The organism is Cupriavidus sp. NPDC089707 (assembly GCF_044748965.1).
Lineage (GTDB): Bacteria > Pseudomonadota > Gammaproteobacteria > Burkholderiales > Burkholderiaceae > Cupriavidus.
This window is the reverse complement of the sequence record NZ_JBIVHB010000021.1, coordinates 64,102-89,995: the sequence shown is the minus strand read 5'-3', so window position 1 is coordinate 89,995 and position 25,894 is coordinate 64,102. Positions and strand designations below refer to the sequence as shown.

General features: G+C 64.2%; 25 protein-coding genes. 18 read left to right on the top strand and 7 right to left on the bottom strand.

The window, feature by feature from the left end:
* Window positions 1-3: 3 nt before the first annotated feature.
* The 4 genes from ACIP1U_RS25850 (at window position 4) to nadC (ending at window position 4,219) form a co-directional block, all read left to right on the top strand.
* Window positions 4-1,602, top strand: a complete 1,599-nt coding sequence (locus ACIP1U_RS25850) for a class I adenylate-forming enzyme family protein (protein WP_400321193.1) — start codon at window positions 4-6, stop codon at window positions 1,600-1,602.
* Window positions 1,599-2,390, top strand: a complete 792-nt coding sequence (locus ACIP1U_RS25845) for an SDR family NAD(P)-dependent oxidoreductase (protein ID WP_400321190.1) — start codon at window positions 1,599-1,601, stop codon at window positions 2,388-2,390. The genes ACIP1U_RS25850 and ACIP1U_RS25845 overlap by 4 nt, the downstream gene beginning before the upstream one ends.
* Before the next feature lie 16 nt (window positions 2,391-2,406).
* Entirely contained in the window at window positions 2,407-3,180 is a 774-nt protein-coding gene (locus ACIP1U_RS25840; protein WP_400321187.1) for a crotonase/enoyl-CoA hydratase family protein, read from the top strand.
* 205 nt (window positions 3,181-3,385) lie between these two features.
* Window positions 3,386-4,219 (top strand): carboxylating nicotinate-nucleotide diphosphorylase, encoded by an 834-nt coding sequence (gene nadC / locus ACIP1U_RS25835; RefSeq protein ID WP_400321185.1) that lies wholly within the window; start codon window positions 3,386-3,388, stop codon window positions 4,217-4,219.
* 110 nt (window positions 4,220-4,329) lie between these two features.
* Here nadC and ACIP1U_RS25830 read toward each other — a convergent pair whose 3' ends face one another.
* The gene (locus tag ACIP1U_RS25830; protein WP_400321182.1) at window positions 4,330-4,875 is read right to left on the bottom strand and encodes a MarR family winged helix-turn-helix transcriptional regulator; all 546 of its coding nucleotides are present in this window, start codon (window positions 4,873-4,875) and stop codon (window positions 4,330-4,332) included.
* Window positions 4,876-5,227: 352 nt separating this feature from the next.
* On the opposite strand from ACIP1U_RS25830, the gene phnN reads away from it, so the two are divergent.
* From phnN to ACIP1U_RS25815, 3 genes are all read left to right on the top strand, one after another.
* Window positions 5,228-7,033, top strand: coding sequence for a phosphonate metabolism protein/1,5-bisphosphokinase (PRPP-forming) PhnN (gene phnN, locus ACIP1U_RS25825; RefSeq protein WP_400321179.1), 1,806 nt, complete (start codon window positions 5,228-5,230; stop codon window positions 7,031-7,033).
* A gap of 43 nt (window positions 7,034-7,076) precedes the next feature.
* Window positions 7,077-8,069: a tripartite tricarboxylate transporter substrate binding protein gene (locus ACIP1U_RS25820; RefSeq protein ID WP_400321177.1), complete on the top strand. Its 993-nt coding sequence runs from the start codon at window positions 7,077-7,079 to the stop codon at window positions 8,067-8,069.
* A 225-nt stretch (window positions 8,070-8,294) separates the two neighbouring features.
* On the top strand, window positions 8,295-9,377 hold the full coding sequence (locus ACIP1U_RS25815; protein WP_400321174.1) for a porin: 1,083 nt from the start codon (window positions 8,295-8,297) through the stop codon (window positions 9,375-9,377).
* A gap of 332 nt (window positions 9,378-9,709) precedes the next feature.
* Here ACIP1U_RS25815 and ACIP1U_RS25810 read toward each other — a convergent pair whose 3' ends face one another.
* The 5 genes from ACIP1U_RS25810 to ACIP1U_RS25790 all read right to left on the bottom strand — a co-directional run bounded on the left by ACIP1U_RS25810 (window position 9,710) and on the right by ACIP1U_RS25790 (window position 14,580).
* Entirely contained in the window at window positions 9,710-10,609 is a 900-nt protein-coding gene (locus tag ACIP1U_RS25810; protein WP_400321171.1) for a LysR family transcriptional regulator, read from the bottom strand.
* Between the two features lie 56 nt (window positions 10,610-10,665).
* Window positions 10,666-11,439, bottom strand: a complete 774-nt coding sequence (locus ACIP1U_RS25805) for an enoyl-CoA hydratase (protein WP_400321169.1) — start codon at window positions 11,437-11,439, stop codon at window positions 10,666-10,668.
* Between the two features lies 1 nt (window position 11,440).
* Entirely contained in the window at window positions 11,441-12,604 is a 1,164-nt protein-coding gene (locus ACIP1U_RS25800; protein WP_400321167.1) for a CaiB/BaiF CoA transferase family protein, read from the bottom strand.
* Entirely contained in the window at window positions 12,601-13,551 is a 951-nt protein-coding gene (locus ACIP1U_RS25795; protein WP_400321164.1) for a Bug family tripartite tricarboxylate transporter substrate binding protein, read from the bottom strand. Before ACIP1U_RS25795 ends, ACIP1U_RS25800 begins: the two co-directional genes overlap by 4 nt.
* A 105-nt stretch (window positions 13,552-13,656) precedes the next feature.
* On the bottom strand, window positions 13,657-14,580 hold the full coding sequence (locus ACIP1U_RS25790) for a LysR family transcriptional regulator (protein ID WP_400321162.1): 924 nt from the start codon (window positions 14,578-14,580) through the stop codon (window positions 13,657-13,659).
* Between the two features lie 41 nt (window positions 14,581-14,621).
* On the opposite strand from ACIP1U_RS25790, the gene ACIP1U_RS25785 reads away from it, so the two are divergent.
* The 11 genes from ACIP1U_RS25785 to ACIP1U_RS25735 all read left to right on the top strand — a co-directional run bounded on the left by ACIP1U_RS25785 (window position 14,622) and on the right by ACIP1U_RS25735 (window position 24,574).
* Entirely contained in the window at window positions 14,622-15,449 is an 828-nt protein-coding gene (locus tag ACIP1U_RS25785) for an enoyl-CoA hydratase-related protein (protein ID WP_400321160.1), read from the top strand.
* A 39-nt stretch (window positions 15,450-15,488) separates the two neighbouring features.
* Window positions 15,489-16,460 carry a Bug family tripartite tricarboxylate transporter substrate binding protein gene (locus ACIP1U_RS25780; RefSeq protein ID WP_400321158.1) on the top strand — a complete coding sequence of 324 codons (972 nt, stop codon included), beginning with the start codon at window positions 15,489-15,491 and terminating at the stop codon, window positions 16,458-16,460.
* Window positions 16,461-16,471: 11 nt separating this feature from the next.
* Window positions 16,472-17,632, top strand: coding sequence for a CaiB/BaiF CoA transferase family protein (locus tag ACIP1U_RS25775; RefSeq protein ID WP_400321156.1), 1,161 nt, complete (start codon window positions 16,472-16,474; stop codon window positions 17,630-17,632).
* 116 nt (window positions 17,633-17,748) lie between these two features.
* The gene (locus ACIP1U_RS25770; RefSeq protein ID WP_400321154.1) at window positions 17,749-18,699 is read left to right on the top strand and encodes a tripartite tricarboxylate transporter substrate binding protein; all 951 of its coding nucleotides are present in this window, start codon (window positions 17,749-17,751) and stop codon (window positions 18,697-18,699) included.
* A complete protein-coding gene (locus ACIP1U_RS25765; protein WP_400321151.1) occupies window positions 18,692-19,090 on the top strand; it encodes a Zn-ribbon domain-containing OB-fold protein in 399 nt (132 codons plus the stop codon). Before ACIP1U_RS25770 ends, ACIP1U_RS25765 begins: the two co-directional genes overlap by 8 nt.
* Window positions 19,087-20,256, top strand: coding sequence for a thiolase (locus ACIP1U_RS25760; RefSeq protein ID WP_400321148.1), 1,170 nt, complete (start codon window positions 19,087-19,089; stop codon window positions 20,254-20,256). The genes ACIP1U_RS25765 and ACIP1U_RS25760 overlap by 4 nt, the downstream gene beginning before the upstream one ends.
* Window positions 20,257-20,260: 4 nt before the next feature.
* The gene (locus tag ACIP1U_RS25755) at window positions 20,261-21,166 is read left to right on the top strand and encodes an SDR family NAD(P)-dependent oxidoreductase (protein WP_400321146.1); all 906 of its coding nucleotides are present in this window, start codon (window positions 20,261-20,263) and stop codon (window positions 21,164-21,166) included.
* A 9-nt stretch (window positions 21,167-21,175) separates the two neighbouring features.
* Window positions 21,176-22,072, top strand: a complete 897-nt coding sequence (locus tag ACIP1U_RS25750; RefSeq protein ID WP_400321143.1) for a MaoC/PaaZ C-terminal domain-containing protein — start codon at window positions 21,176-21,178, stop codon at window positions 22,070-22,072.
* Window positions 22,062-22,259 carry a CoA-transferase gene (locus tag ACIP1U_RS25745; RefSeq protein WP_400321140.1) on the top strand — a complete coding sequence of 66 codons (198 nt, stop codon included), beginning with the start codon at window positions 22,062-22,064 and terminating at the stop codon, window positions 22,257-22,259. The genes ACIP1U_RS25750 and ACIP1U_RS25745 overlap by 11 nt, the downstream gene beginning before the upstream one ends.
* Before the next feature lie 118 nt (window positions 22,260-22,377).
* Window positions 22,378-23,565 (top strand): acyl-CoA dehydrogenase family protein, encoded by a 1,188-nt coding sequence (locus ACIP1U_RS25740; protein ID WP_400321138.1) that lies wholly within the window; start codon window positions 22,378-22,380, stop codon window positions 23,563-23,565.
* Window positions 23,555-24,574, top strand: a complete 1,020-nt coding sequence (locus ACIP1U_RS25735) for an acyl-CoA dehydrogenase family protein (RefSeq protein ID WP_400321135.1) — start codon at window positions 23,555-23,557, stop codon at window positions 24,572-24,574. The genes ACIP1U_RS25740 and ACIP1U_RS25735 overlap by 11 nt, the downstream gene beginning before the upstream one ends.
* A 63-nt stretch (window positions 24,575-24,637) precedes the next feature.
* Here the strand turns inward: ACIP1U_RS25735 and ACIP1U_RS25730 are convergent, their stop codons facing one another.
* Window positions 24,638-25,867 carry an RtcB family protein gene (locus tag ACIP1U_RS25730; RefSeq protein WP_400321132.1) on the bottom strand — a complete coding sequence of 410 codons (1,230 nt, stop codon included), beginning with the start codon at window positions 25,865-25,867 and terminating at the stop codon, window positions 24,638-24,640.
* Window positions 25,868-25,894: the final 27 nt, after the last annotated feature.

Sequence of the window (25,894 nt, the reverse complement as noted above, 5' to 3'; positions counted from 1 at the left end):
CCCATGCATGCTGACACCGGCAAAGCAGACCGCGCCGCCGCGCCGCCCGACACCGGGCCACCCGTGCCCGGCACGATCGAATACTGGGCCGCGCACAAACCCGGCGGCATCGCCGCCATTGAAGACCAGCGCACGCTGAGCTGGGCCGCCCTTGACCAAGCCGGCAACCAGCTTGCCGATGCGCTTGCCGAGCGCGGCCTGGCCGCCGGCGACATCGTCGTGGTACGCACCCAGATCCGGCTGGAATGGCTGGTGATCGCCAGCGCGCTGGGCAAGCTCGGCTGTTCGCTGCTGGGCATGAACTGGCGCCTGACGCCGGCCGAGGTGCGCCACGTGATGAACAACAGCCGGGCCAATGCGATCTTCTGCGACGATGCCGATCCCGCTGCGCTGCTGCCCGCCTTCGACGGCCAGCCGCTGAAGGCCGCGGTGTCGCTGGACGCGCGGGCGCCCGGCTTCCACAACTACGCCGCAATGCTCGACCGGCCCGCGCGCACGCGGCGCCAGTCCGCGGGCGACCCGCCGCTGATCATCTACACGTCAGGCACCACCGGCCTGCCCAAGGGCGTGGTACTGAACCGCGCGCTGGCCGGCACCGACGCCACCGTGCTCGCCGAATACCTCGCCGACGTACGCGCACGCCGTCCGGCCGCGCCGGATGAGCGCTTCCTGCTCACCATGCCACTGCACCACGGCTCCGGCCCCGGCCAGGTGTGGGCCGCGCAGAAGGCCGGCGCCACCGTGGTGCTGATGCGGCGCTTCGATCCGCTGCGCGCGCTGGCGCTGATCCAGCAGCATCGCGTGGCGCACTGGACCGGTGTGCCGACCATGTTCAAGCGCATGGCCGCCCTGCCGCCTGGCACCACGCGGCAGTACGACCTGTCATCGCTCAAGGCGCTGACGGTGGGCGCGGCGCCGGTCTCGGACCAGCTCAAGCAATGGATCATCGAGCATCTCGGCGATTGCCTGCACGAAGGCTACGGCTCGACCGAGACCGGCATGCTCACGCGCATGACGCCGGACGCGCAGCGCGCCCGTCCGGGAAGCAGCGGATTGCCCTACCGCCATGTGCGCCTGGAAATTCGCGCTCCGGACGGCACGGCGCTGCCCGCCGGCGAGACCGGCGAGATCTGGGCGCACACGCCTGTGGTGATCGGCAACTACCTGAACGCCCCGCCGCTGGGCACCGACACGCGCGACGAACGCGGCTACTTCCGCACCGGCGACGTGGGCCGGCTCGATGCCGACGGCTATCTGTACATCAGCGACCGTGCCAAGGACATGATCATTTCCGGCGGGGTCAACATCTACCCCGCCGAAATCGAGGCCTCCCTGCAGCGCCACCCTGCGGTGGCCGACGCCGCCGTGATCGGCATCCCCGATGACGATTTCGGCGAAAGCGTGATGGCCTTCTGCGAACTCAAGCCCGACATCGTCGTCGACGAAGCCGCGCTGCTGGCCCATTGCGAGGGTGAGCTGGCGTCGTACAAGCGCCCCCGCACCATCCGCATTGTCGACGAACTGCCGCGCAACACCGTCGGCAAGCTGCTCAAGCGCGACCTGCGCGCCCCCTTCTGGAAAGACAAGGAGAAAAACGTATGAAAGACATGCTGACCCTCAAGGAACGCGTGGTGCTGGTGACCGGCGCCGGGCAAGGCGTGGGACGCCAGATCGCGCTGCACGCCGCCGCGCACGATGCAGAGGGCATCGTCGTCAACGATTTCTTCCTGGACCGTGCCCAGGCGGTGGTGGAGGAAGTGCGCGCTGCCGGCGGCAACGCCATCGCGGTGCAGGCCGATGTGACCAGCAACGAGAGCGTGCAGGCCATGTTCGCCAGGGCCCGCGAAACGTACGGGCGTGTCGACGTGCTGGTCAACAACGCCGGCAACGCCGGCGCCACGCCAAGTGCCGATGCGCGCAAACCCTTCTGGGAAACCGGGCCTGATGCGTGGAACAGCTTTATCGGCGTGAACTTCTACGGCGTGATCCACTGCACCGCCGCCGCCATCCCGGACATGATCGCGCGCCAGGCCGGCCGCATCATCACCATCATTTCCGACGCGGGCCGCGTGGGCGAGCCCAACCTGGAGATCTACTCCGGCGCCAAGGCCGGCGCCGCCGGCTTCATGCGAGGCGTGGCGCGCGCCATGGGCCGCTACCACGTCACCGCCAACTGCGTGGCGATTTCCGCCACCGCCACCCCCGCGATCGAAGCACGCCTGAAGGCCGATCCCGAGCGTACCAAGCGCGTGCTGGAACGCTACGTGATCCGCCGGCCAGGCCGCCCGGACGACGTCGCCAACATGGTGCTGTTCCTGGCGTCAGACGCCAGCAGCTGGATCACCGGCCAGACCTATCCCGTCAACGGCGGGTTCTCACTCGCGCTGTAACCCACAAGGAGCCCGCATGCCTGACCAGACTCCCCGCGTCCTGACCGAACGGCGCGGCCATATCCTGATCGTCACCTTGAACCGCCCCGAAGTGAAGAACGCCTGCGACGGCCAGACCGCGCAGGAGATGAACGCGGCCATGGATATGCTCGACAATGACCCGTCGCTGTTTCTCGGCATCGTCACCGGTGCCGGAGGCGACTTTTCCGCCGGCGCCGACCTGAAGGCCGCCGCGCGCGGCGAACTGCGCGAGCGACCGCCGCGCGGCGGCTTCGGCGTATTCCGGCGGCCGCCCCGCAAGCCGCTGATCGCCGCCGTGGAAGGCGTTGCCGTCGGCGGCGGACTGGAGCTGTGCCTGGCCTGCGACCTGGTGGTGGCCGCGCGCGACGCGCGCATGGGCCTGCCCGAGGTACGCCACAACCTTGCCGCCATCGGCGGCGGACTGTTCCGGCTGCCGCGCCGCATCCCGTACCACATTGCCATGGAGCTGGCACTGTCCGGCGAGCTGAAGAGCGCGGAGTTCTTTGCCGCGCTGGGGATGGTCAACCGCGTGGTGGCGCCGGGCGAGGCACTCGCCGAAGCCATCGCGCTGGCCGAGCGGCTGCTGCAGAACGGCCCGACCGGGCTGGCGGCGGCCAAGGAGATTATCTTCCAGGGGGTGAACTGGACCGACGACGACGCCTGGGAAAAGCAGATGCCGATCGCCAGGGTAGCGATCGAATCGCAGGACCGGCAGGAAGGGCTGAAGGCATTTGTGGAGAAACGCAAACCGGTCTGGAAAGGCGTATAGGAGACTCGGCATCGCGGAGTGCAAAGCCAGGCCGACTTGCCAGCACCGCTGGCGGCATCGGCCTTGGCTCTGCCGGCACGTTGCGCAACATAATCTTAGATGTCGAATATTCCTTGACACAGGACGGCAAGGCGCTAGTATTACGCCATGTACTTCGATCTCTAAGATTATTGAAGTACCGCAACCACCGCTCAGGAGCCCTTACATGTACGACCTCTACGCCACGGACAAGCTGATCGACCTCTGGCTGACCGAAGACATCGGCATCTGCGACTTGACCGTCCAGACCATGATCGAGCCGGGTGAAACCGGCACCTTCTGCATGAACGCCCGCGAGCCGATGATCATCGCGGGCATCGATGTGGCGGCACGCATCTTCGCCCGCTACGATCCCACGCTGTTGATTGACGTGCGCGTCGCGGACGGCGACAAGGTCGCCAAGGGCGCGGTGCTGCTGAACGTGAGCGGCAATGCGCGCAGCGTGCTGACGGCCGAGCGCACCGCGCTGAACATCATGCAGCGGCTGTGCGGCATCGCCAACCTCACGGCCACCTATGCCCAGGCCATTGCGCATACCAAGGCGCGCCTGATCGACAGCCGCAAGACCACGCCGGGCCTGCGCGCGCTGGAAAAGCATGCGGTAACCTGCGGTGGTGGCCTGAACCACCGGCTGAGCCTGGACAACGGCGTGATGATCAAGGACAACCACATCGCCGTGTGCGGCAGCATTGCCGCCGCGGTGGAACGCGTGCGCCGCAAGCTGCCGGTACTGACCAAGCTGGAAGTGGAATGCGACCGGCTGGAGCAGGTGCACGAGGCACTGGCTGCCGGTGTCGACGTGATCATGCTGGACAACATGTCGGTGCCCGACATGAAGGAAGCCGTGCAGATCGTCAATGGCCGCACCAAGGTCGAGGCCTCGGGGGGCATTCGCCTGGAAACGATCCGGGCCGTGGCGGAAACCGGCGTTGACTACATCTCGACGAGCAAGATCACGCAGTCGGCGCCGGCCGTGGATATCGGGCTGGACGACGCCTGACGCCTGCCGGCTTAAGCGCGCCTATATCGGTTTCACGCCTTCTACCCAAGGCATTCACCCTCGCCGGCCTGGCCGACGGGGGCCTTTTCATTGGCGCGAGCCGACTGCGGCTACAGATCCGACAACAGCCGCCCCACCTCTTGCGTGGACGGCACCCGCCGGCCATGCTCGGCCGACGCGATCTCATCGGCGACAAGGCGCTTGGCGATGGTGATCAACACGCGGCGCGTGGTCAGCACATCCGCTTCGCTCACCCCCTCCACGCTGAGTTCGTTGACCTCTGTGGCCAGCGGTTCGAGCTTGCGGCGCAGCGCGCGCCCGGTCTTGCTGAGGAACACATGCACCTTCTTCTTGTTGCCGGGAAGGTGCGTGCGTTCCACGTAGCCCAGCGCTTCCAGCGCCTTCACGGCCGCGAAGGTGGTCGGCTCGGTCACGCCGGCGCGCTCGCTCAGTTCGCGCTGCGACAGGCCGTCATGCCGCCACAGGATGCGCAGGATGGTCCAGTGGCCGTACGACACCGAATGTTCAGCCAGACGCAGTTGCAGCGCCCGGATATAGGCGCGCGCGGCGTCCTTCACCAGGTGGGCAAGCCGCTCTTCATCGGCTTCATCCGGTGGGGTAATGGTGACCGGGGCATCCGGCTTTCTTGTGGCCATAGTGGTGACAGGAAGTGAAACGCATCCATGCGGCACCGGACGAAGCGGTGCCTGCAACAGCGCACATGATAGCGCCTCTGCCGCGCACGCGGCCACGCCGCACCGCGGCCTCACCCTGAAAATGTAGCGTTCACTCCATCAGTGCACGGTGCGCCCGACCGATGCAGGGCGCACCACCGGCGCGCACGCCGCTTACCCGTGTTTTCCCCTACGAGAGCGCTAATCCCGCGTACACACTGGATTTGCGGCCACTGGCCCGTTGCTTGCATTACCTTAGACATCGAACTTATCTTGACACCCCCTTGGCCGGTGCTAGCATTGCCACATAACTTCGACATCTAAGGTATTTGTCATGGACACGACCGGCACATTCTTCTTTGTTGTGGGACCCAGTGGCGCGGGCAAGGATTCGCTGATGGAAGGCGCGCGCGCCGCGCTCGATGACAACTATGTGTTTGCGCGACGTGTCATCACCCGACCCGATGGCTCGGTCGGCGAAGCGCATGAGGGTGTCTCGGAGACCGAGTTCGCTCGGCGCCAGCGCAGCGGCGAGTTCCTGGTCACCTGGGATGCGCACGATCTGCGCTATGGATTGCCCCAGTCCCTGATGTCGGAGCTGGAACGCGGGCGTAACGTCGTCGCAAACGGCTCGCGTGCCGTCATCGCGGAACTCGCCGGAAGACTGCCGCGCTTCGTGGTGGTCCTGGTGACGGCACCGCATGAGGTGCTGGCCCAGCGCATTGCCGCGCGCGGACGTGAATCGGGCGACCAGGTTGCCCGGCGCGTGGCGCGGACCGGCGCAGCGGTGCCGTCGGATGTCCCATGCATCACGGTGTCAAATGACAGCACGCTCGAGGTGGGCATGGCGCGCTTTGTAGAAGCGCTGCGGCATGGCACCCGGGCATCCGGCAACGGAGCGCCGGCCAGCCGCACCAACCTGATGGCGAAGCTGCGCGGCGAGCCACTTGACGAAGCCGCCTACGTTGCCGTGCTGCAAGATGCCATTGCGCGACGGTACACCGAGGTGGAGTTGACCGAGTTCCTGGTTGCCGCCACCCGCACGCTGACCGACGATGAAGTCGTGGCACTGGCACGTGCGCGTACGGCGTTCACACCGCGTATCGCGTGGGACGAGCCAGTCGTCGTCGACAAGCATTCCATCGGTGGCGTACCCGGCAGCCGCATCACGCTGATCGTGGTGCCGATTGTCGCGGCGTATGGGCTGGCCATGCCCAAGACATCGTCACGCGCCATCACCTCCGCCGCCGGTACGGCCGACGCCATGGAGACCGTGGCGCGCGTCGATCTGGCACACGAGGACGTGCGCCGCTGCGTGGCCCAGGCGCGGGCCTGCATCGCATGGAACGGCCGCCTGAACCACTCCGTGGTCGACGACGTGATGAACGCGATCACGCGGCCGCTGCGCCTGGATTCGCGCCGCTGGTCCGTGGCGTCGATCCTGTCGAAGAAATACACCGCCGGCGCCACCCACGTCATCGTCGACCTGCCCTACGGCCCGCAAACCAAGCTGGCCACGCGCACCGACGCCGAGGTGCTGGGCGCCATGTTCGAGCACGTCGGCAAGGGACTCGGCCTGCACGTGCGCGCGCTGGTCACGGACGGCAGCCGCCCGATCGGCCGCGGCATCGGGCCCGCACTGGAAGTGCGCGACGTCCGCCTGGTGCTTGGCAACGACCCCGGTGCGCCCGCGGATTTGCGAGAGAAGGCGCTGCGCTTCGCCGGCGAAATCATCGCATTCGATCCATCCGTAGGTTCGCCCGACCAAGGCATGCGAATTGCAGCCGCCCTGCTGAACGAAGGCAAGGCAAAAGCGGCATTCGAGCGCATTGCGGCCGCGCAGGGCGTTCGTCCCGACCCCGTGGCGCCCGGTACACATACGCGCGTAGTGAGCGCCGCGACGCAGGGCCGCGTGACGGCCATCGACGGCCTGCGGATCTCCGGTATCGCGCGCGCCGCCGGAGCACCGCGCGATGCCGGTGCAGGCATCGACCTGCTGTGCACGATCGGTGCAAAGGTGGCGCAAGGGCAACCCCTGTACCGCATCCATGCGGGCAGCGATGCCGCACTTGAGACGGCCGCGGCACTGACGCGCGTCGGCGCCGAGTGCTGCGAGGCGGTGCGTATAGATCCCGATTGACCGGCTTTTCCCCTTCCTTCACCCTAACCGACGAGGCATATCAATGAGACCCCTATCCGTCGTCCGCAGTCTGGCATCGCTGCTTTTTATCGCAGGCAGCCTGGCAACCGTGCCAGGACGAGCCGAGGCGAACATTGCAAGTACCTTCCCGCAGAAACCCATCCGCATGGTGGTGACGTTCCCGGCCGGAGGAGGGACCGATTCGCTGGCGCGGCTGATTGGGGCCGACATCAGCAAATCGCTGGGCCAGCCGGTGGTGATCGACAACCGGCCCGGCGCCAGCGGCAATATCGGCGCCGAGTTCGTCGCCAAGAGCCCGGCCGACGGCTACACGCTGCTGATCGTCAACAGCAGCTTCGCCATCAACCCGAGCGTCTTCAAGAAGCTGCAGTTCAACCCGAAGTCCGATTTCAGCGCGGTCATCACGTTCGCTTCGGTGCCGTCGGTGATTGCCGTGCCTGCGCACTCGAAGCTGCGCACGTTCAACGACCTGCTGGCGGCGGGCAAGAGCGGCGCGCCCCCCAGCTACGCGTCATGCGGCAACGGCACGCCGCAACACCTGGCCGGCGAACTGCTGAAGGTCTCGGCAAAGATCGACATGCTCCATGTGCCGTACAAGGGCTGCGCCCCCGCCATCGCGGACGTGCTGGGCAACCAGGCCGATGTCAGCGTCAACACGCTGACCAACACCATCCCCTACCTGAAAAGCAACAAGCTGCGCGCGCTGGCCGTCACGTCGAAGGCGCGCTCGCCGTTCCTGCCCGACGTGCCCACGGTGAGCGAGCTTGGCGTGCCCGGCTATGACGTCGACCAGTGGTTCGGCATCCTCGCCCCGGCCAATACCCCGCCCGAGATCGTGCAAAAGCTGAACGCTGAAATCAACAGGGCCATCGCCAAGCCTGAGGTCAAGGCATCGCTGACCCAACTCGGCTTTGCCACGATGACGAGCACCCCCGCCGAATTCCAGAAGCTGGTGAACTCCGATATCGATCGCTGGCAGAAATTCGCGACGAAGATCAACCTCCTCGTCGACTGAGCACCTGGGGCACCGGCCAGGCCACAGCAGGCGGATCCCCGACTTCCCGCATTACATCACTGCCGCTCGGGCGCAAGCCAGTACCCGTGAGAGCGCGCTCGTCCCTGCCTCCTGTCGTCGTGCGTCAGGCGCGGGCCGCGTGCGCGCTGTTCCCGGGGGCGATGCCGCGAACGCGGCCGGCCCATCCAGTACAAGAATATCGACAACATGAGCCCACACCCTTCCATGCTCCGACAAATCATCCTGACCGCGGCAGGCGTCCTCAGCGCCGGTGCCGCGCAAGCGCAATCCTCGGTCACGCTTTACGGCGTCGCCGATGCCGGCATTGAATTCCTGACGCACGCCGATGCCGGCAACCACAGCCTGACGCGCATGACGTCGGGCAACCTGTCCGGCTCTCGCTGGGGCATCCGCGGCAGCGAAGATCTCGGGGGCGGCCTGCAGGCGCTGTTCGTGCTCGAGAATGGCTTCGACATCGACGCCGGCACCGCCGCACAGGGCGGGCGGCTGTTCGGGCGCCAGGCATTCGTCGGGATGTCGTCGGAGTATGGCCGCGCGACGCTGGGTCGCCAGAACAACATCCTGTACGACATCCTGATCAACTACGATGCCATGGCGGTGTCTCCGCGCTACTCGGTCTTCATGATGGATGCGATGACCGCCGGCCGCTACGACAACACGGCCAAGTACGTCGGCAAGTTTGGCGCGCTGACTGTCACGGGCCTGTACTCGTTCGCGCGCGGCACGTCGCTGAGCGGCGGCGCGGTGGCGGGCGAGGTGCCGGGTGACGTGAAGAGCGACCGCGCGCTGAGCGGCGGAATCGAGTACCGCGCAGGCAACGCCGGCGTCACCGTGATCTACGACGAGCAGCAAGGCACCGCCGGCATCACGGCACAGAATTCATCGCAGAAGGACCGGCGGCTCGCCATTGCCGGCGCCTACAGGTTCGCAAACGCCAAGGTGTATGCCGGATACCGCTGGCTCAATGGCGACATCGGCGCCACGGCCGCCCTCCCCGCCCGGCGTACCGATCTCTCCTGGATCGGCGCCGGCTACCAGCTCACGCCGGCACTGACGATAAGCGGCGCCGGCTATTTGCTGAACGACCGGCGCGGCAACGGCGATGCGTGGAGCACGGCAGTGCTGCTCGATTACGCCTTCTCGAAGCGCACTGACGTCTACGCCCAGGTGGCGTACATCCACAATGACGATGGCTCGCGAATCGGCCTGAACGGCGCATCCGCGGCAATTGGCGCGGCTGGCACCAGCCAGTTTGGCGCGGTGGCGGGCATACGCCACAAGTTCTGAAGGTGCATCGCGGCTTGCACCCCGGCGCGCATGCAAAATGGCCATCAGGCCGGATCAGAAGCTGACCGTCGCCGACATCATCAACGTACGCGGCTCGGCAATGGCCAGGCCGCCGTAGCTGTCCACCGCTGCCCAATAGCGGCGGTCTGTAGGCAAGCGCGCCGCTCAGTGTCAGGCCGGGCAGCCAGGCGGCATCCCATTCGGCGCCAAGGTTCACCTGCAGCGACGGGGCGCCGATCACGGATCTTCCCACCGGCAGCGCTCACCCCAACCTACCCTGAGCAGAACGACTCCGGGTTGCGCTGCTGCACAGCGGCCGCCATGGCTGCATGCTATTCGCGAGGGTTCGACAAAGCGTCCTTGACCGCGCTAAGCAAGCTCTCTGCAGGATTGGAAAGCCGCGCGTTCCAGCGCTTTATCAGGGATATCGGGTGCTTCACACCGGCTTCAGGCAGCGGACGGGAAACAAGGCCCAGATCCGAGACGAATCCCCTCACGTAGCCGGGAAGCACGGCCACGCCCAGCCTGGCCTTTGCGAAGCCGATTGCCGATAAGACAGTCCCGACTTCGATGTTGCTGGTATAGGGCAGATGCCTGGCGGAAAAGACGCGGTCGATGGTTCTTCTTGTGCTGAAGGTAGAGTGAAGCGAAATCTGTGGAACGGTCGCCAGCAACTCCCAGGTAACATGGCGTTTGCGCGCGAACTCATGATCCGGTGCGCACACGACGTACATGGTCTCGTCGTAAAGATGGTCGATTGACAGCTTGGGATGGGTTGCCTCTATGGAAACGAGGCCGAAATCAGCCTTGCCGCTAACCACATACTCGATCGTCTCGTCAGTCGACAATTCGTGCATAGCGATCCGGATAGCCGGGTAGGTGTCGTGAAACTCGGCGACCGGCCCCCTGAGAAGCCCAACGCTCATCATGGGAGACGAGGCGACACTTACCTCCCCCGCTTCCATATCAAGGAGGCTTCGCAGACTTCGCTCCGCGGCATCCATCGTGCCCAGTACTTCGCAGACATAGCCATACAGCTGATGTGCCAGTTGCGTGGGTATGACCTTGCGAGTCGAACGCTCAAACAGACGCTGTCCGACCTTTGCCTCCATCTCCTGGCACACCTTGCTTACCGCGGACTGCGTCATGTGTACCGCCTCGGACGCACCGCTGAAGCTCCGCAGTTCATAGACAACGCGGAAGACGCGAAACTCCCGAAGCGTGAGATTCATGGCGGTGTGATGGTTCGACGGAGCCAGCCATCTTACCTGACGGCCCCGTCGCGACATCAGCCCTTCTTTTTCCGCTCCAGGAATCGCGTCATATATGCATCCGGCTCCGGCCCGCTGTAGACATCGCCAAATACCGCAATGCTGTGCTTCAGCCCACGCTCAATGGCGGGGTCCTCCCATGCACGCAACAGCGATTTCTGTGCGCGCACCGCTGCGGGTCCGCATTCCAGAATCTCGGATACCGTATGGGCGATTGCGCCATCCAGCGCGTCGTTCGAAACAACTTCATGGACGAAGCCCCAATCGTGAGCCTTTTTCGCGTTGATCGAGCTGCCCGTCAGAAGCAACCAGCGCGTATTGCCTTCGCCAATAAGTCGCGCAAGGATGTTGGCGTGGATCACCGACGGGATGCCGATCCGGACTTCTGGCATCGCGAAATTCGCATGCTCGTCCGCAATCCGAATGTCGCATGCGGCGGCAAACTCCATACCGCCGCCCATGCACCAGCCCGACAGGCGTGCGATGGTGGGCACGGGAAAGTCACGGACCGCCTCGCACAAATCATGCAGCCGGGTAATGAAGGCAACCGCCGTGTCGGGATCCAGCCTGGCAAGCTCCTTGATATTGGCGCCGCCAATGAACGCCTTGTCGCCCGTGCCCCGCAACACCAGGACACGCACGTCGGGATTGCGCGCGAGCGCACGCAACGTGCGTGTGAACTCAACGATGGTGTCAGAGTCCAGAATGTTGAGGCTGGTGTTGTTGGCAATCTGCAGTGTCGCCACACCCAGCTCTGAAATATCGAGCTTCAGGTACTGATGGTCTTGCATGTCATTTCCCGGTGGTTGTTTCAGTTTTCCCCAGCGTCGGAGCAGGCGGGGCCGTAGCAGAGGCTGCTGCCGGCGAGCGGAATCGCGGAGCGATGCGACGCTGGCCGGCATCACCGAAATCACGCTCATCAAAAAATCCGACGGCGCGAAGCTGGTCATCGGCCAGGAGGTCTTCGACGCGGTTGATGCGGGCGCAGGGAATGTCCGCAGCCTCCAGCAGGTCGACCCAAGCGTCCGTTGTACGCGTCGTCATTACATCAGCCAGGTATCCATAGATGGCGTCGTAGTTCTCTGAGCGCGCTGCGGCGGACTGGAAGCGCGTATCCGCTTCGAAGGTAGCGAGGTCACCCACTGCCTCGAAGAACGAACGCCAATGCTTGTCGTTGTAGACAACGGCGGCGATATAGCCATCCTGCGTCCGATATGGCTTCCGGTGAGGCGTCAGCAGACGGCTGTAGCCCATCGCTCCAGCCGACGGTTCGAACGAGGCACCGCCCAGATGATCAGCCAGCACGAACGCGGCAATCGTTTCGAACATTGACACCCGGATGGTGTCTCCACGGCCGGTCTGCTGACGGGCAAACAGTGCCGCAACGATTCCGTGCGCGGCGGTCAGGCCTGTCACCCGGTCTGCGATGAGCGTTGGCACATACTGCGGAGCGCCGCCGGTCTGCCGCGCAAACAACTCAGCGAGGCCCGTTTGCGCCTGGATGACGTCATCATAGGCAGCGCGCCCATGCAGCGGGCCGCCTTCGGCATAACCGGCCAGTTCGACGTAGACGATACTCGGGCTCAATTTACGCACCGTCTTGTCATCGAGGCCAAGGCGACGCATCGCTTGCGGACGAACGTTGTGCACCAGCACGTCGAACGTCGGCAGCATCTCCCTGAGGGTTTCGATATCTGCATCGCGCTTGAGGTCCAGGATGACGGATTGCTTGCCCTGGTTCGCGTGCAGGAACATGGAACCCATCCCGGGAACACGCTTGTTGCCTGCGTGGCGCATCACATCACCATCCGGCGGCTCGACCTTGAGCACAGTCGCGCCGTAATCCGCAAGAATCTGCGTGCAGACGGGGCCCATGATGACAGACGTCAGATCCAGCACGCGCACGCCAGCCAAGGGGCCAGCGGACATCCCGGCCGATTCTATGTTTCCGGTCATTGCTGCTCCACACCCGCCTTTGCTGCTCGCGAGGTCCAGATGCCGCGTTGGGCCAATGCAAATGCTGCGTGCTCGCGCGTGCTGGAGGGGCTGGGGACCATGCCAAGCCTGGCGAGCTTCTCGACGACCGCCGGACGCACGACCGCTTCATTCACCGCCTTGTTCCAGCGCTCCACGATGGCAGCGGGCGTACCGGCGGGGGCTGCCAGGCCTACCCAGACCACGAGATCAAAGTTCTTGTAGCCGGCCTCCGCCATGGTTGGCACGTTGGGCAGTTCCGGCAGACGCTTCGGACTGGAAATAGCGAGCCCGTTCAGCTTTCCGCCATGCAGGAAGCTCATGAAAACCGAGGAATCGGCGACCATGTAGTCGATCTGGCTACCCATGAGATCGGTGACCGCGGGCGGCTGGCTCTTGTAGGGGATGGCATCGGAGGGCGCGTCCGCCATTTGCGCAAACGTCGCCGCGGCAATCTGGGCCGAACCGCTCCCGTAGCCATAGCGCAGGCGGTTCTTGCGCGCATACGAGGACAGCTCCTTGGCCGTCTTGTAAGGCGCATCCGGCCTGGCCACCAGCACCATCGGAATGGTGGCGATACGCGTAACGTGGACAAAATCCTTGATGGGATCGTAGCCGGGGCGTTTGAACAGGGCTTCGATACCGGAATGCGTCGCACTACTGGTCAGTAGCAGTGTGTACCCGTCGGCCGGGGCCTTAGCCACATAGCTTGAGCCAATGATGCCATTGGCGCCGGGGCGGTTATCGACGACCGTACCGACGGCCGTGCGCACTTCCTCCGCGATGATGCGTGCCGCGGTATCGGATGCGCTGCCTGCCGTGAACGGGACGACGAGCTTGACGGGCCGGCTGGGGTAAGTCTCACCCTGTGACCATGCAGGCTGGACGAGCGCGGCGGTTGAAATCAGTGCCGCAATCAGACGTTTCATGACGTGTCTCCATGTTTCAGTTCCGTTGAGCGGATGTTGGCGTTGCGCACTAATTCCATCAAGCGAATTGTTTTCATAGATTTATCATGATATGGAATATGTCATTCAGACTGCATTACCGCCATTCCTGGTGGTCTGCTGCGTGAGCCGCGGCATCAATTCGAGCAGGAACTGCCGTGCTGCCAGGGTCGGCCGCGCGAGCCTGCGTTGAATCAAGGAGATCTGGTGTACGCCACTCGGAAGGTCGTCGATACCTATGGCGCGCATACCCCATTCCTCCGCGATGGTTGCCACGTATCCTGGCGCGACCAGCACGCCGGCGCCTTGGCGAACCAGCCCGAGCGCGGAGGTCAGTGTTCCCACCTCGATTCCGCTCGGCAGGCTGACACCCTTTCCCGCGACCAGTTGATCCAGTGTGCGGCGCACACTGTAGAAGCGGCGCAGGCTGATGTGATCGCATTCGGCCAAGTCCGCCAGTGTCAGCGTTTCACGGGTAGCCAGCGCGTCTCCCGCGTTCACGACGACGTGCATGCTGTCCCGGTAGACAACTGTTGTTGACACGCCAGGCAACTCAGCATCGATCGCGGCCAGGCCGAAGTCCACCGTTCCAGCCCGCACGCTTTCCACCGTTTCGTCAGTAGACAGCTCATGCAGTTCGAACCGGACGCCAGGAAATCGAGCGCGGTACTCTGCGATCGGACCAGACAGCAATCCATAGATCATCAGCGGCGAGGCGGCAATACTCACCTTTCCCCGCTTCAGCGCGACCAGCTCTTCAACGCTGCGTGTTGCGGCCTGCATGGTTGCGACCACATCGACCGCAAAAGCGTGGAACTCCCTGGCGGCATCGTTCGGCTCGACACGCCGAGTAGTCCGGTCGAACAGCTCGAACCCGAGTTGCGCCTCCAGTTCGGCAATCACCTTGCTGGCTGCTGACTGAGTCATGTGCTGCCGGTTCGCCGCGGCAGTAATGCTGCGCGTCTCGAACACCTCAAGGAACACGCGGAGCTGACGGTAGGTGATATTCATTCCGTTATGGACTGGATTCATGAACAAGAGTCGATTGTGTCATGAATAAATCCAGCCCAACATGGCTTCACTTCCAACCTTTCTTCCAAATCCCCATGGAACAGACAGCGCCCCGCTGCAACATCGAGCGACAAGCCGACGGTGTAGTTGTCATCACTTTCGAGAACGGCCGTCTTAACCTGCTGACCGAAGAAGCTTGCGCGGTCTACACGCAGGCACTGAGGGAGCTATCGCGTTGCGAGTCCACCCGCCTGCTCATCGTCCAGGGCGGTACGTCAGCGTTCTTGGGCGGCGCGGATATCAAATTTCTCAAGGACGCAGGCAAAGCGGAAATCGATGCCTATATCCGAGGCGTTCACGGTCTTTGCGAACAATTGCGCGACTTGCCCTTTCCGACCATGTCGGTCATTTCCGGCTACTGCCTGGGTGCCGGCATGGAAGTGGCGGCGGTGTGCGACATCAAGGTGGCCGAAGCCGGCGCGAAGTTCGGCATGCCCGAGGTCAAGCTTGGTGTCCCATCTGTCATCCACGGCGCGATGCTGCCGGGCATGATCGGCATGACCCGGACGCGCGACCTCCTGCTGAGCGGGCGCATGATCCCCGCTCACCTGGCTTGCGAGTGGGGCCTGATCACCGACGTGGCCCCGGACGGCGAACTGCAACAGCGCACGGCGCAATGGCGCCACGAATTGCTGGAAGGCGCGCCCCGCGCAATGCGTATCCAGAAGCAACTGATCCGCAACTGGGAGCGGATGCCGCTGCAAGAAGCCATCTCCATCGGCATCGATGCCTTGGTTTCCGCATATGAGACGGACGAGCCCAAGCAGTACATGGAGACATTTCTCCAGAACCGCAAGCGCGCCAGGTAACAGACAACAAATAACGAGACCAAAACTGGAGGAGACAAAATGAAAAGCCCGTTCCAGCTCCGCCATCGCCTTCTTGGCGCGGGTCTGATGCTCCTGGCCGGCACGGTCCAGGCCGCCGACTACCCCACGCAGCCGATCGCGCTGGTTGTCCCGTTCGTCGCGGGCGGCATGACCGATGTCCTGGCAAGGCAACTGGCCAAGACGATGCAGAAGTCGCTCGGACAACCGGTCGTGGTGGAGAACCGCCCGGGCGCCGGCGGCATCATCGGCGCGGAGAAGGTCGCCCGGTCCAGGCCTGACGGCTACACGCTGATGGTGACCACCACTGCGCACGTGGTGAACCCGGCCATCACCAAGCAGTTGCCGTACAACACCGAGCGCGACTTCGCACCGATCGCGATGCTGGCCAGCACACCCAACGTGCTGGTCGTCAACCCGGCGGTTCCCGCCAAAAACCTGCAGGACCTCCTGGCATATGCCAGGCGCACCGGAAGTGTCAGCTATGGATCCGCGGGCACCGGCGGCACCACTCACCTTTCCGGCGCGTTGCTTGCGCGTCGAACCGGCGCCCCGCTGCTCCATGTTCCGTACAAAGGCACCGCGGCTGCAGTCAATGATCTTCTTGGCGGCCAGATACAGGCGTCGTTTGTCGACGCACTGACCGCCGTGAAGTACATCCAGGCTGGGAAACTGAATGCCATCGCCGTCACGACCAAGAACCGGAACGCGATGCTGCCCAATGTCCCGACGATCGCAGAGCAAGGCGTGGCGGGCTACGAGACCGAAATCTGGATCGGGTTCTACGCACCGGCCGGCACACCGCCCGACCTCGTCGCACGGCTGAACAAGCTTGCTGTGAACTCGATGAACGAGTCCGGCTTCAAAGACACGCTGCTGCAGCAAGGGACCACTCCGGGCCACATGGCCGTGCCAGAATTCCGCAGCTTCGTCAGCGCCGAGATCCGCAAATGGGCCGGCATTGTGAAGGACGCCCATATTGAAGCGCAGTAACGCAATCAGTCATGAGCAATCCTCCACTCAAGGGCGTCCGGATCCTGGACCTGACGAGCGTGATCATGGGGCCCTATGCCACGCAGATGCTTGCCGAATACGGCGCCGACGTGATCAAGCTGGAGCCGCCGGAAGGCGACATCATGCGCGGCATGGGTCCCCATCGCGAGACCGGCATGGGCCCGGTCTTCCTTAACCTGAACCGTGGCAAGCGCAGTCTTTGCCTGGACCTGAAGTCACCACAGGCCGCCGGCGTCATCCAGAAGGCGGTGGCCTCGTCCGACGTATTCATCACCAACATGCGCCGCAAGGCGCTGGAAAAGCTCTCGCTCGACTGGGACACCCTGCGTTCCCACAACAGCAAGCTGATCTACGTATTCCTGTCCGGATTCGGCGAGCAAGGCCCCGACGCGGGCAGGCCAGCCTATGACGATCTGATCCAGGGCATGGTCGGCCTGCCAGACCTTGTGTCCCGCGCGAATGGCGGCACGCCGCAGTACCTGCCGCTCAACCTGGCGGACAAGACCATGGGACTCTTCGCCACGCAGACCGTACTTGCGGCACTGATGCAGCAGCGTACCCAAGGAGGCTCGGGCCAGTACATAGAGGTACCCATGCTTGAGACCATGGCCTCGTTTGTGCTGAGCGACCACCTTGGCGCGTCGACCTTCGAGCCCCCTCTCGGTCCGCCCGGCAATCCGCGCCTGCTCTCCCCTTATCGTCGCCCCTACCGGACGCTGGATGGCTGGCTGAGCAGCATCGTCTATACGGATCGCCACTGGGAGGCCTTCCTGCGACTGGTCGGCGAGGGCGACCTCTGGGAGAACGATGCGCGCTTCCGGACGATGACGAGCCGCACGCAGAGCATCGACGAAGTCTATGCCTTCGTGGATCGCCACATGGCCACTCGCACCACCGATGCCTGGATCAAAGCCCTGAACGCGGCTGACATTCCGGCCGCCAGGGCAATGGGAATCGACGAGCTGGTACGCGAGATGGAGCGCCCCGAACGCGCTGTCATGCACCGTTACCAGGATGCCGACGGCAACTGGTACCGAGGCCTGCGTCCGACCGTCCGATGGTCGGCATCGCCACCCCAGGCGGGACGCATCGCCCCTCGGCTTGGCGAGCACTCAGACGAAATCCTTCAAGAACTCGGCCTGCACGGCTAAGGCCAGCGGTTCGCCCTGACGCCCCAACCGCATCGCCATGCGTCGGGCGTTGCATGCCCGCACACGCTCTCAGTGACGTGTCCACCAACTCGAAGACAGGAGACAGTATGAAACTCATGGCGATCGCAATCCCCCTTGCGGCACTATCCGCAACCGCGGCACATGCGGCAGACGCCTACCCGTCCAAGCCGGTCACGCTCGTGGTGGCTTACGCCGCGGGCGGCATGACGGATATCCTGACCCGCAAGCTTGCGGCAGACCTGCAGGCAGAAACCGGTCAAGCATTCATTGTGGACAACAAGCCCGGCGCCACCGGGCAGATTGCTACCGAGTACGTGGCGCGCCGTCCCGCCGACGGCTATACGATCCTGATCGGCGCCACCAGCCACGTGATCAACCCCGCGCTGAAGAAGTCGCTGCCGTACGACGCCCGCAAGGCCTTCGATCCCGTGGCATTGCTGGCGATCAGCCCCAACTTCGTGCTGGTCAATGCCGGCTTGAACATCAAGACCTTCGCCGACCTGAAGGCATATGGGAAGACCCATTCGAGCATCCCGTTCGGCACGGCCGGCATCGGCGGCGCTCCGCATATCGTAGGCGAACTGCTGCGCGCGCAAAGTGGCCTGCCGCTTGTGCACGTGGCGTACAAGGGCGCCGGGCCGGCGATGGGCGACCTGGTCTCGGGGCAAGTGCCGTTCGGCATCGCCGAATCCGTTACCGCGAATGCGTATCTGAAGTCCGGAAAGATCATACCGCTGGCAATCGCTTCCGCGCAGCGCAGCGCGCTGTTTCCAGCCGTGCCCACGCTCAACGAACTGGGCTACAAGGGATTCGACCTGACCACCTGGGTGGGCGTTTATGCGCCGGCCGGGACGCCAGCGCCGGTGCTCGATGTGCTCAATAGAGGCATCCGCAAAGCCACTGGCAAAAAGGCCACGACGGATTACATCCGCTCCACCGGCTCGGAACCTGGCGACATGGATCTCCCCACCTATCGCGCCTTTGTCCTGTCCGAGATGGACAAATGGAAGGGCGTGGTCCAGCAGGCCGGAGTAAAGGATGAGTAACGAAAATGGCCTGGAGACCATCCAGTCGAATTCGCCGGAACACAGCTTCCTTGCCGCGCTGAGGCAGGGCAGCCCCTTGATCCAGTGTTGCGATCATTGTGGCAACCGCTTCTACTTTCCGCGCACACATTGTCCGCACTGCCGCTGCGCCGACTACACCTGGGTGCCAATGGGCTGCACAGGCACGCTCTATTCGTACTCGGAAATTCCGGCGAATCGCGACCAAGCAGCACGCAATGTGATCCTGGTCGACCTGGACGACGGCTTCCGGATGATGTCCACGTGTCCGGCTTGCGGACCCGGCGAACTGGAAATCGGCATGCAGCTGCGTGCCCGCGTGGACGACTCAACCGAGCCGCCGCGAATCGTTTTCGAGGATGCCAAGAAATGATCGATTGGGACAACTCAATGCGCGGCAGCATTGCCATCGTCGGCAGTGCGACGGCGGGAATCGGCGATGCGGGCGGCCAGACCGACCTTGAGATCTCCTCCAGGGCCATCCATGCGGCTGTAGCAGGCGCCGGGCTGGAGATGTCGGAAATCGACGGGCTGATGACCGCCAGCCTGTCCTCATCCATGTGGGTCGTGAAGCTGGCCGAGTATCTGAACATCCGGCCAGCCTTTTCCGACAGTACGCAGATCGGTGGCGCATCGTTCGTCGGGCACCTGCTCACCGCCGCAGCGGCCATCCGCGCAGGACTTTGCCGCAACATCGTCATTGCATATGGCGCGACGCCACGGGGCGGCAACAGCGTTTCCGCCACGTCGCCGGCCCGCGCGAAGCTGGACCCGTTTCCCTACGAGGATCCGTTCCAGCCCTTTAACCCGCCAACCAGTTACGCCCTGGCTGCCATGCGTCACATGCATGAGTACGGGACGACACGAGCGCAACTTGCCGAAGTCGCAGTGTCCGCACGCCGCTGGGCCCGGTTAAATCCGGAGGCCTTCCGCCGCGAGCCTCTGACGATCGACGAGGTGATGGGCGCGAAGATAATCTCGACGCCATTCACGGTGCGGGACTGTTGCCTTGTCACCGACGGCGCGGGTGCCATTGTCGTGACCAGCTCGGATCGCACGGCCGACCTGCGACGTCCACCGGTCTACGTGCTCGGGACCGCTGTCGCACACCATCACCGACAGATCTCATGCATGCCGGACCTGACCGCGACCGCGGCGCGCGAATCGGGCGCACTCGCCTTCCGGCGGGCGAAATCGGCGCCCTCGGAGATGGACGTGGTCCAGCTCTATGACGCCTTCACGATCAATCCCATTCTGTTCCTTGAGGATCTCGGCTTTTGTCCGAAGGGAGAAGGCGGCCGCTTCGTGCAGGACGGGCGGATTGCGCCGGGCGGCGAGCTTCCGGTGAACACCAATGGCGGAGGGCTGTCCTGCGTGCACCCCGGGATGTACAGCATTTTCGCGCTGGTGGAAGCCGTGCTGCAGTTGCGGGGCGAGTGTGGCGACCGCCAGGTGCCAGGCGCCTCGACCGCCCTTGTGCATGGAAATGGTGGCGTGCTGAGTGCGCAGGCCACGACGGTACTTTCAAGAGAGAGGTGAAGCGATGTTGACTGGAAAAGTTGTCGTAGTAACAGGTGCCGCCAACGGTATCGGCCGTGCAGCAGCCATCGAGCTGGCTCGGCAAGGCGCCAGCGTGGTGGTCAACGACCTGAGCGTGTCGCTGGATGGCCGGGAAGCAGGTGCCAATGGCGCCGCCGAGGTCGTTGAAGAGATCCGCCGCGCTGGCGGCCAGGCGGTGGCGAATGGCGATTCGGTGGCCGAGTCGAGCGGGGCCAACCGCATCATCGAAGCCGCGCTGGACAACTTCGGCAGGATCGACGCCGTGGTCAACAATGCCGGCATCGTGCGGGACAAGATGTTCTACAAGCTGACGCCGGAAGATTTCGACGCGGTGGTCAAGGTTCACCTGTACGGCACCTTCAATGTCAGCCGGGCCGCGGCCGACCACTTCCGGGCGCAGGGAAGCGGCAGCCTCATTCATATGACGTCGAATTCAGCCGTCATCGGCAATCGTGGCCAGGCGAACTATTGCGCAGCGAAGCTGGGCATTGTCGGTCTTTCAAAGGCGATCGCACTGGACATGGAGCGCTTCAACGTGCGCTCCAACTGCATCGCGCCGCTGGCATGGAGCCGCATGACCGAAACGATTCCTGCCAAGACGCCGGAACAGGCTGTGCACATCGAAAAGATCCGACGCATGGGCCCGGAGACGATTGCCCCGCTGATCGCATACCTGGCTTCGGACGCGTCCATCGGTGTGTCCGGACAAGTCTTCGCCATCCGGCTCAATGAAATCTTCCTGATGAGCCAGTCCCGGCCCGCAAAATCGGTACATCGGTCGGAAGGATGGACCCCGCAGGCCATCGCCACGCACGGCATCCCGGCCTTGCGTCAGTCGTTCATGCCACTCGACACCTCGGCCGAAGTCTTTGCGTGGGACCCGGTGTAAGGAACGCGTATGACTCTGGAATTTCACCGGCTCAAGGCAACCCAGTTCGATGACGTGCCCCACCGGTATGGCGCGGACGATTGCATTCTCTACGCGCTTGGCGTGGGAGCAGGCCTGAGCGACGACCCGGTCCTGGGCGATGAGATCCAGTATCTCTACGAAGAGAAGCTGCGTGCCCTGCCCTCGATGGTGTCCGTGATCGCCTATCCCGGGTTCTGGATGCGGGATCCGGTGCATGGCATCGACTGGCGCAAAGTCGTGCACGGCGAGCAGCGTATCACCCTGCTCCGCCCACTCGCCACGACAGGGAACGTCTACAGCGTCAGCCGCGTCACCCGCGTCACGGACAAGGGGGCCAGCAGCGGCGCCGTCGTCGTGACCGAAAGGACCATCATCGACAAAGCTACCCGGCAGCCGATTGCCTCGATTGAGCAAGTCAATGTCTGCCGTGGCGACGGAGGCTACTCCGCCGGCACCAGCGCGCCTTCTGATCCGCCACTGCAGCCGATCCCCCGCCCACCTGAACGTGAGCCCGACGACTGCCTGGCGGTCCCGACCAGCCGCAACCAGGCGGCGATCTATCGCCTGACCGGCGATCGCAATCCGCTGCATATCGACCCGGACAGCGCCCGGCTGGCCGGACTACCTGGGCCGATCCTGCATGGCGCGGCGCTTGCTGGGTTGGTATCGCGGACCTTGCTGACACATCCGCAACCTGCCGACGCTTTTCTGTCACGGCTCGATATCCGTTTCACCGGCGTGGCGTACCCCGGGATGCCGGTTGCGGTCGAGCGATGGTTCGAACCCGACCATGTGGCCTTCCGATGCCGCGAACCCGACACGCTGCGCGAACTCGCCTTTGGCCGGGCGGCATGGCAGACATTGGAGCGAAAGCATGCAGGATAAGCTTATGAAAAGCGCGGCGGACGCGGTGGCCGATGTTCCTTCCGGTGCCAGCATTCTCGTCGGAGGCTTTGGCGGTGCCGGCATCCCCACGCATCTGCTGGCGGCGCTGCTGGCGCGATCCGCCGCGCGGGATCTCACACTGGTCAACAACAACGCCGGCAGCGGCGACGAAAGCTTCGCGGCCTGATGCACTGGCGGATTGGATCGCAGGCCCCATTGCATGGACCGCCCCGCCAGTCATTCTAGAGCCACAGGTCAACAACACCTGAGCGCACCCACGAACACCTCTATCGGACGTACTCATCATGACCCAGAGCACTCAAGAGCCTGGCTTCCTTGGCGAGGCGAGCGCGTGGCTGCTGCCGACGCTTGCGTCATTCCGCCAGGAATTCCCCGCTCACACAAATCCAAGTCAGGCATGCCGGATACGATGGAACACGCTGCTGTGCGACGCAAACCTGGTGTCGCTGACATGGCCAGCTGAGCACAGTGGGCGCGCCTTGCCAACCAGGGATCTGATCGCATTCCATGAACTCTGTGCGCGGCATGGGGCACCGCAGCCGATCAACAGCATTGCACACTCCATTCTTGCCCCGACGCTGCTGCAGTTTGGCACCGCCTCGCAGAAAGAGCGCTTCCTCCCCGGCATCCGCCTTGGCGCCGAAATCTGGTGCCAGGGCTATTCCGAACCAGGTTCGGGCTCCGACCTGGCTTCCGTGCGCACGCGCGGCACTCCAAGCGCCGACGGCTGGCTGGTAAACGGCCACAAGATCTGGACAACACAGGCGCATCTGGCGCGCTGGTGCTTTGCCCTGGTACGCACCGACCCCGATAGCGTAGGGCACCGTGGACTCAGTTTCATGCTGATCGACATGCGTGCGCCAGGCGTGCGCGCCTCGCCGATTCGACAGCTAACCGGCGAAGCCGACTACAACGAGGTCTTTTTCGAAAACGTCGCGGTGCCGGCCGAGAACATCGTCGGAGACGTGGGGGAAGGCTGGCGCATCGCCATGGCCGCCGCCGAGTATGAGCGCGGCGTGTACTTCTTGCCGCGCGTCGTTCAGCTCGAGCATGAGCTGCAACGCGCCCAGGCGCTCTTTGAGCACGCCGAGCTGCTTGCAGGTGAGCGCGATGTCTATGCACACCGGCTGCAGGAAGCGCAGGACCGGTGCCAGGTGACCCGTTGGCGCGTGGAGCAGGTCATCGGCCGCGTAGCCGCCGGCGACACGCCAGGCATTGATGGTGCCATCCTGAAGCTACTGTGGAGCGAGACCCGCCAGATGGTGATCGAGCTTCAGCTTGAGTTGGCCGGAGAGCGCGCAGTAGTCGGACCAGAAGCCACTGGCGAATACGCGGAACAAGCGTCAATCGTGCGCGAGTTCCTCTGGTCGCGCGCCGAAACCATCGTGGCAGGGACCTCCGAAATCCAGAGAAACATCATTGCAGAGCGCCTGCTGGGCCTGCCAAAGGACAAGAGCATCCATGCAAACTGAAACCGACAATATGCTGGTATCGATGTTCAGCCGCATGCTGCATAAGCAGCACCCGCTCAGCTATGCGCGCGCACGGCACTCACTGGATGAACCGGCGCATGCGGCCATGTGGACGCAACTCGCCGAAGGCGGATGGCTCGAAATCGGCAATGGTGGATCGGGCGAAGGGGACGGCGCCGAAGTTTTAGGGATCGGCGAGACCCTCGGACAGACGCTGCTGACGCTCCCGCTCGGGTTCTGCGCTTTCGTGCTGCGCCCCCTCGGCGAAGCGGTACCCGAACTGCTGGACTCCGGCACCATGCTTCCCCTCGATGCGTTTCCCGCGGCTGGTCGCATCGATACGGGAAACAGCGACTGCCCATTGGTCGACTACCACGGATCGCGCGCCCAGTACTACCGGCTCACGCCGCACAACTCAAAATGGGATACCTGGATCCTCCGCCGCTATGCGGGTGAGAACATTAGGGTCATAGAAGGCCTTGACGGCTGCATAGCCCTGGGCCAGCTACCAGAAGCCCCTCCGGCTGCTGAGTCCGTGTTTGCGCTGCCCCCCCAGCAAATGGCCGCCCTGCTGCGCGTAGCCTTGGCCGTTGATCTCGCGGAGATGCTCGGCGCCGCCTCGGCGTCCCTCGACATGGCAATTGCCTATGCGAAGGAGCGCAGGCAATTTGGACGATTGATCGGCCAGTACCAGGCCATCAAGCACCCGCTTGCCAACGCCTGGATTGCCCTGGACAACGGCCGCTATGCCGTACGCAAGTTGTTGGGCAAGACTGCGGCCAGCCGGTCCCCGTCCGGCAACGGCATTGAGCAAACCGCGAACCGATTGGTCACATCCGCCGCCACGCAAGCCACCAAGCTGACGATCCAGGTTCACAGCGGAATTGGCTTCGCATGGGAACACGATGCACATCTGTTCCTGAAACGCGTCTACCGTCAGGCCTCAAGGACACGCGGCCTGGCCGGGATGCTTGGCCGCGTCTCCAGCGCCGTGGCAGTCGGCAATTAGGACAGAGGGGGCTGCCGCTGGGCGGTCGCAGCCCCTTTTTGTTAACGACCGTCGGGCAAGCGGTCAGCCTTTCACACAAACAATCTGTTTGAGCGTGTGAACCACCTCCACTAAATCCTCCTGTGCACGCATCACCGCGTCGATGTCCTTGTAGGCCATCGGGATCTCGTCGATCACAGCCGCGTCCTTGCGGCATTCGACGCCCTCGGTCGCATGCATCTGGTCGGCCACTGTGAAGCGGCGCTTGGCCTCGCTGCGGCTCATGGTGCGCCCCGCGCCGTGGCTGCATGAGCAGAACGACTCCGGGTTACCCTTGCCGCGCACGATGAACGAGCGCGCGCCCATCGATCCCGGGATGATGCCCAGCTCGCCCATGCGCGCGCTGACCGCGCCCTTGCGCGTGACCAGCACGTCGGCGCCGAAGTGGTGTTCCTTCTGCACGTAGTTGTGGTGGCAGTTGACCGCCTCCAACTGTGCCTGGAACGGCCTGCGCAGCACGCGCTGCGCCGCGGCCAGCACCGCCTCCATCATCAGGTCGCGGTTGCGGCGCGCGTAGGCCTGGGCCCACGAAACCGCGAAGATATAGTCCTCGTAGTGCACGGAACCTTCGACCAGATAGGCCAGGTCGCGGTCCGGCAGGTTGGCCAGGTGCTTGCGCATGTCTTCCTGCGCCAGCGAAATGAAGGTCGTGCCGATGGCATTGCCGACGCCGCGCGAGCCGCTGTGCAGCATGAACCAGACTGACTGGGCCTCGTCCAGGCACACCTCGATAAAGTGGTTGCCGGTGCCGAGCGTGCCCAGGTGATTGCGATGGTTGGTGCGCGCCAGGTGTGGGTATTTGTCGGTGATGCGGCGAAAGCCCGGCGCCATTTCGGCCCATGCCGCATCAACCGGCGCCGGCGCCGAGCCCCAGGCACCCTGGTCGCGCCGCCCGCCCTGCGCGGTGCGCCCGTGCGGCACGGCGTGCTCGATCGCGCTGCGCAGCGGTCCGAGGTTGTCGGGCAGGTCAGCGGCGGTGAGCGAGGTCTTCACGGCCATCATGCCGCAGCCGATGTCCACGCCCACCGCGGCGGGAATCACCGCGCCCACGGTCGGGATCACCGAGCCGATGGTCGAGCCCTTGCCCAGATGTACATCCGGCATCACCGCGAGATGGCGGAAGATAAACGGCATCCGCGCCGTGTTCAGCAGTTGCTCGCGGGCAGCGCTTTCCACCGGGACGCCGCGCGTCCACAGCTTGACCGGCTTGCCGGCGCCGGTGTCCAGCACGTCATAGTGGCGCTTGTCCGTCATGGCCGCCCCAGGCTGTCTCGTCGCGGA

What these genes read in the sequence shown, in the direction of transcription:
- ACIP1U_RS25850 (WP_400321193.1), top strand. Translation starts at nt 4, where the DNA reads ATGCATGCTGACACCGGCAAAGCAGACCGCGCCGCCGCGCCGCCCGAC.
- ACIP1U_RS25845 (WP_400321190.1), top strand. Translation starts at nt 1,599, where the DNA reads ATGAAAGACATGCTGACCCTCAAGGAACGCGTGGTGCTGGTGACCGGC.
- ACIP1U_RS25840 (WP_400321187.1), top strand. Translation starts at nt 2,407, where the DNA reads ATGCCTGACCAGACTCCCCGCGTCCTGACCGAACGGCGCGGCCATATC.
- nadC (WP_400321185.1), top strand. Translation starts at nt 3,386, where the DNA reads ATGTACGACCTCTACGCCACGGACAAGCTGATCGACCTCTGGCTGACC.
- ACIP1U_RS25830 (WP_400321182.1), bottom strand. Translation starts at nt 4,875, where the DNA reads ATGGCCACAAGAAAGCCGGATGCCCCGGTCACCATTACCCCACCGGAT.
- phnN (WP_400321179.1), top strand. Translation starts at nt 5,228, where the DNA reads ATGGACACGACCGGCACATTCTTCTTTGTTGTGGGACCCAGTGGCGCG.
- ACIP1U_RS25820 (WP_400321177.1), top strand. Translation starts at nt 7,077, where the DNA reads ATGAGACCCCTATCCGTCGTCCGCAGTCTGGCATCGCTGCTTTTTATC.
- ACIP1U_RS25815 (WP_400321174.1), top strand. Translation starts at nt 8,295, where the DNA reads ATGCTCCGACAAATCATCCTGACCGCGGCAGGCGTCCTCAGCGCCGGT.
- ACIP1U_RS25810 (WP_400321171.1), bottom strand. Translation starts at nt 10,609, where the DNA reads ATGAATCTCACGCTTCGGGAGTTTCGCGTCTTCCGCGTTGTCTATGAA.
- ACIP1U_RS25805 (WP_400321169.1), bottom strand. Translation starts at nt 11,439, where the DNA reads ATGCAAGACCATCAGTACCTGAAGCTCGATATTTCAGAGCTGGGTGTG.
- ACIP1U_RS25800 (WP_400321167.1), bottom strand. Translation starts at nt 12,604, where the DNA reads ATGACCGGAAACATAGAATCGGCCGGGATGTCCGCTGGCCCCTTGGCT.
- ACIP1U_RS25795 (WP_400321164.1), bottom strand. Translation starts at nt 13,551, where the DNA reads ATGAAACGTCTGATTGCGGCACTGATTTCAACCGCCGCGCTCGTCCAG.
- ACIP1U_RS25790 (WP_400321162.1), bottom strand. Translation starts at nt 14,580, where the DNA reads ATGAATATCACCTACCGTCAGCTCCGCGTGTTCCTTGAGGTGTTCGAG.
- ACIP1U_RS25785 (WP_400321160.1), top strand. Translation starts at nt 14,622, where the DNA reads ATGAATAAATCCAGCCCAACATGGCTTCACTTCCAACCTTTCTTCCAA.
- ACIP1U_RS25780 (WP_400321158.1), top strand. Translation starts at nt 15,489, where the DNA reads ATGAAAAGCCCGTTCCAGCTCCGCCATCGCCTTCTTGGCGCGGGTCTG.
- ACIP1U_RS25775 (WP_400321156.1), top strand. Translation starts at nt 16,472, where the DNA reads ATGAGCAATCCTCCACTCAAGGGCGTCCGGATCCTGGACCTGACGAGC.
- ACIP1U_RS25770 (WP_400321154.1), top strand. Translation starts at nt 17,749, where the DNA reads ATGGCGATCGCAATCCCCCTTGCGGCACTATCCGCAACCGCGGCACAT.
- ACIP1U_RS25765 (WP_400321151.1), top strand. Translation starts at nt 18,692, where the DNA reads ATGAGTAACGAAAATGGCCTGGAGACCATCCAGTCGAATTCGCCGGAA.
- ACIP1U_RS25760 (WP_400321148.1), top strand. Translation starts at nt 19,087, where the DNA reads ATGATCGATTGGGACAACTCAATGCGCGGCAGCATTGCCATCGTCGGC.
- ACIP1U_RS25755 (WP_400321146.1), top strand. Translation starts at nt 20,261, where the DNA reads ATGTTGACTGGAAAAGTTGTCGTAGTAACAGGTGCCGCCAACGGTATC.
- ACIP1U_RS25750 (WP_400321143.1), top strand. Translation starts at nt 21,176, where the DNA reads ATGACTCTGGAATTTCACCGGCTCAAGGCAACCCAGTTCGATGACGTG.
- ACIP1U_RS25745 (WP_400321140.1), top strand. Translation starts at nt 22,062, where the DNA reads ATGCAGGATAAGCTTATGAAAAGCGCGGCGGACGCGGTGGCCGATGTT.
- ACIP1U_RS25740 (WP_400321138.1), top strand. Translation starts at nt 22,378, where the DNA reads ATGACCCAGAGCACTCAAGAGCCTGGCTTCCTTGGCGAGGCGAGCGCG.
- ACIP1U_RS25735 (WP_400321135.1), top strand. Translation starts at nt 23,555, where the DNA reads ATGCAAACTGAAACCGACAATATGCTGGTATCGATGTTCAGCCGCATG.
- ACIP1U_RS25730 (WP_400321132.1), bottom strand. Translation starts at nt 25,867, where the DNA reads ATGACGGACAAGCGCCACTATGACGTGCTGGACACCGGCGCCGGCAAG.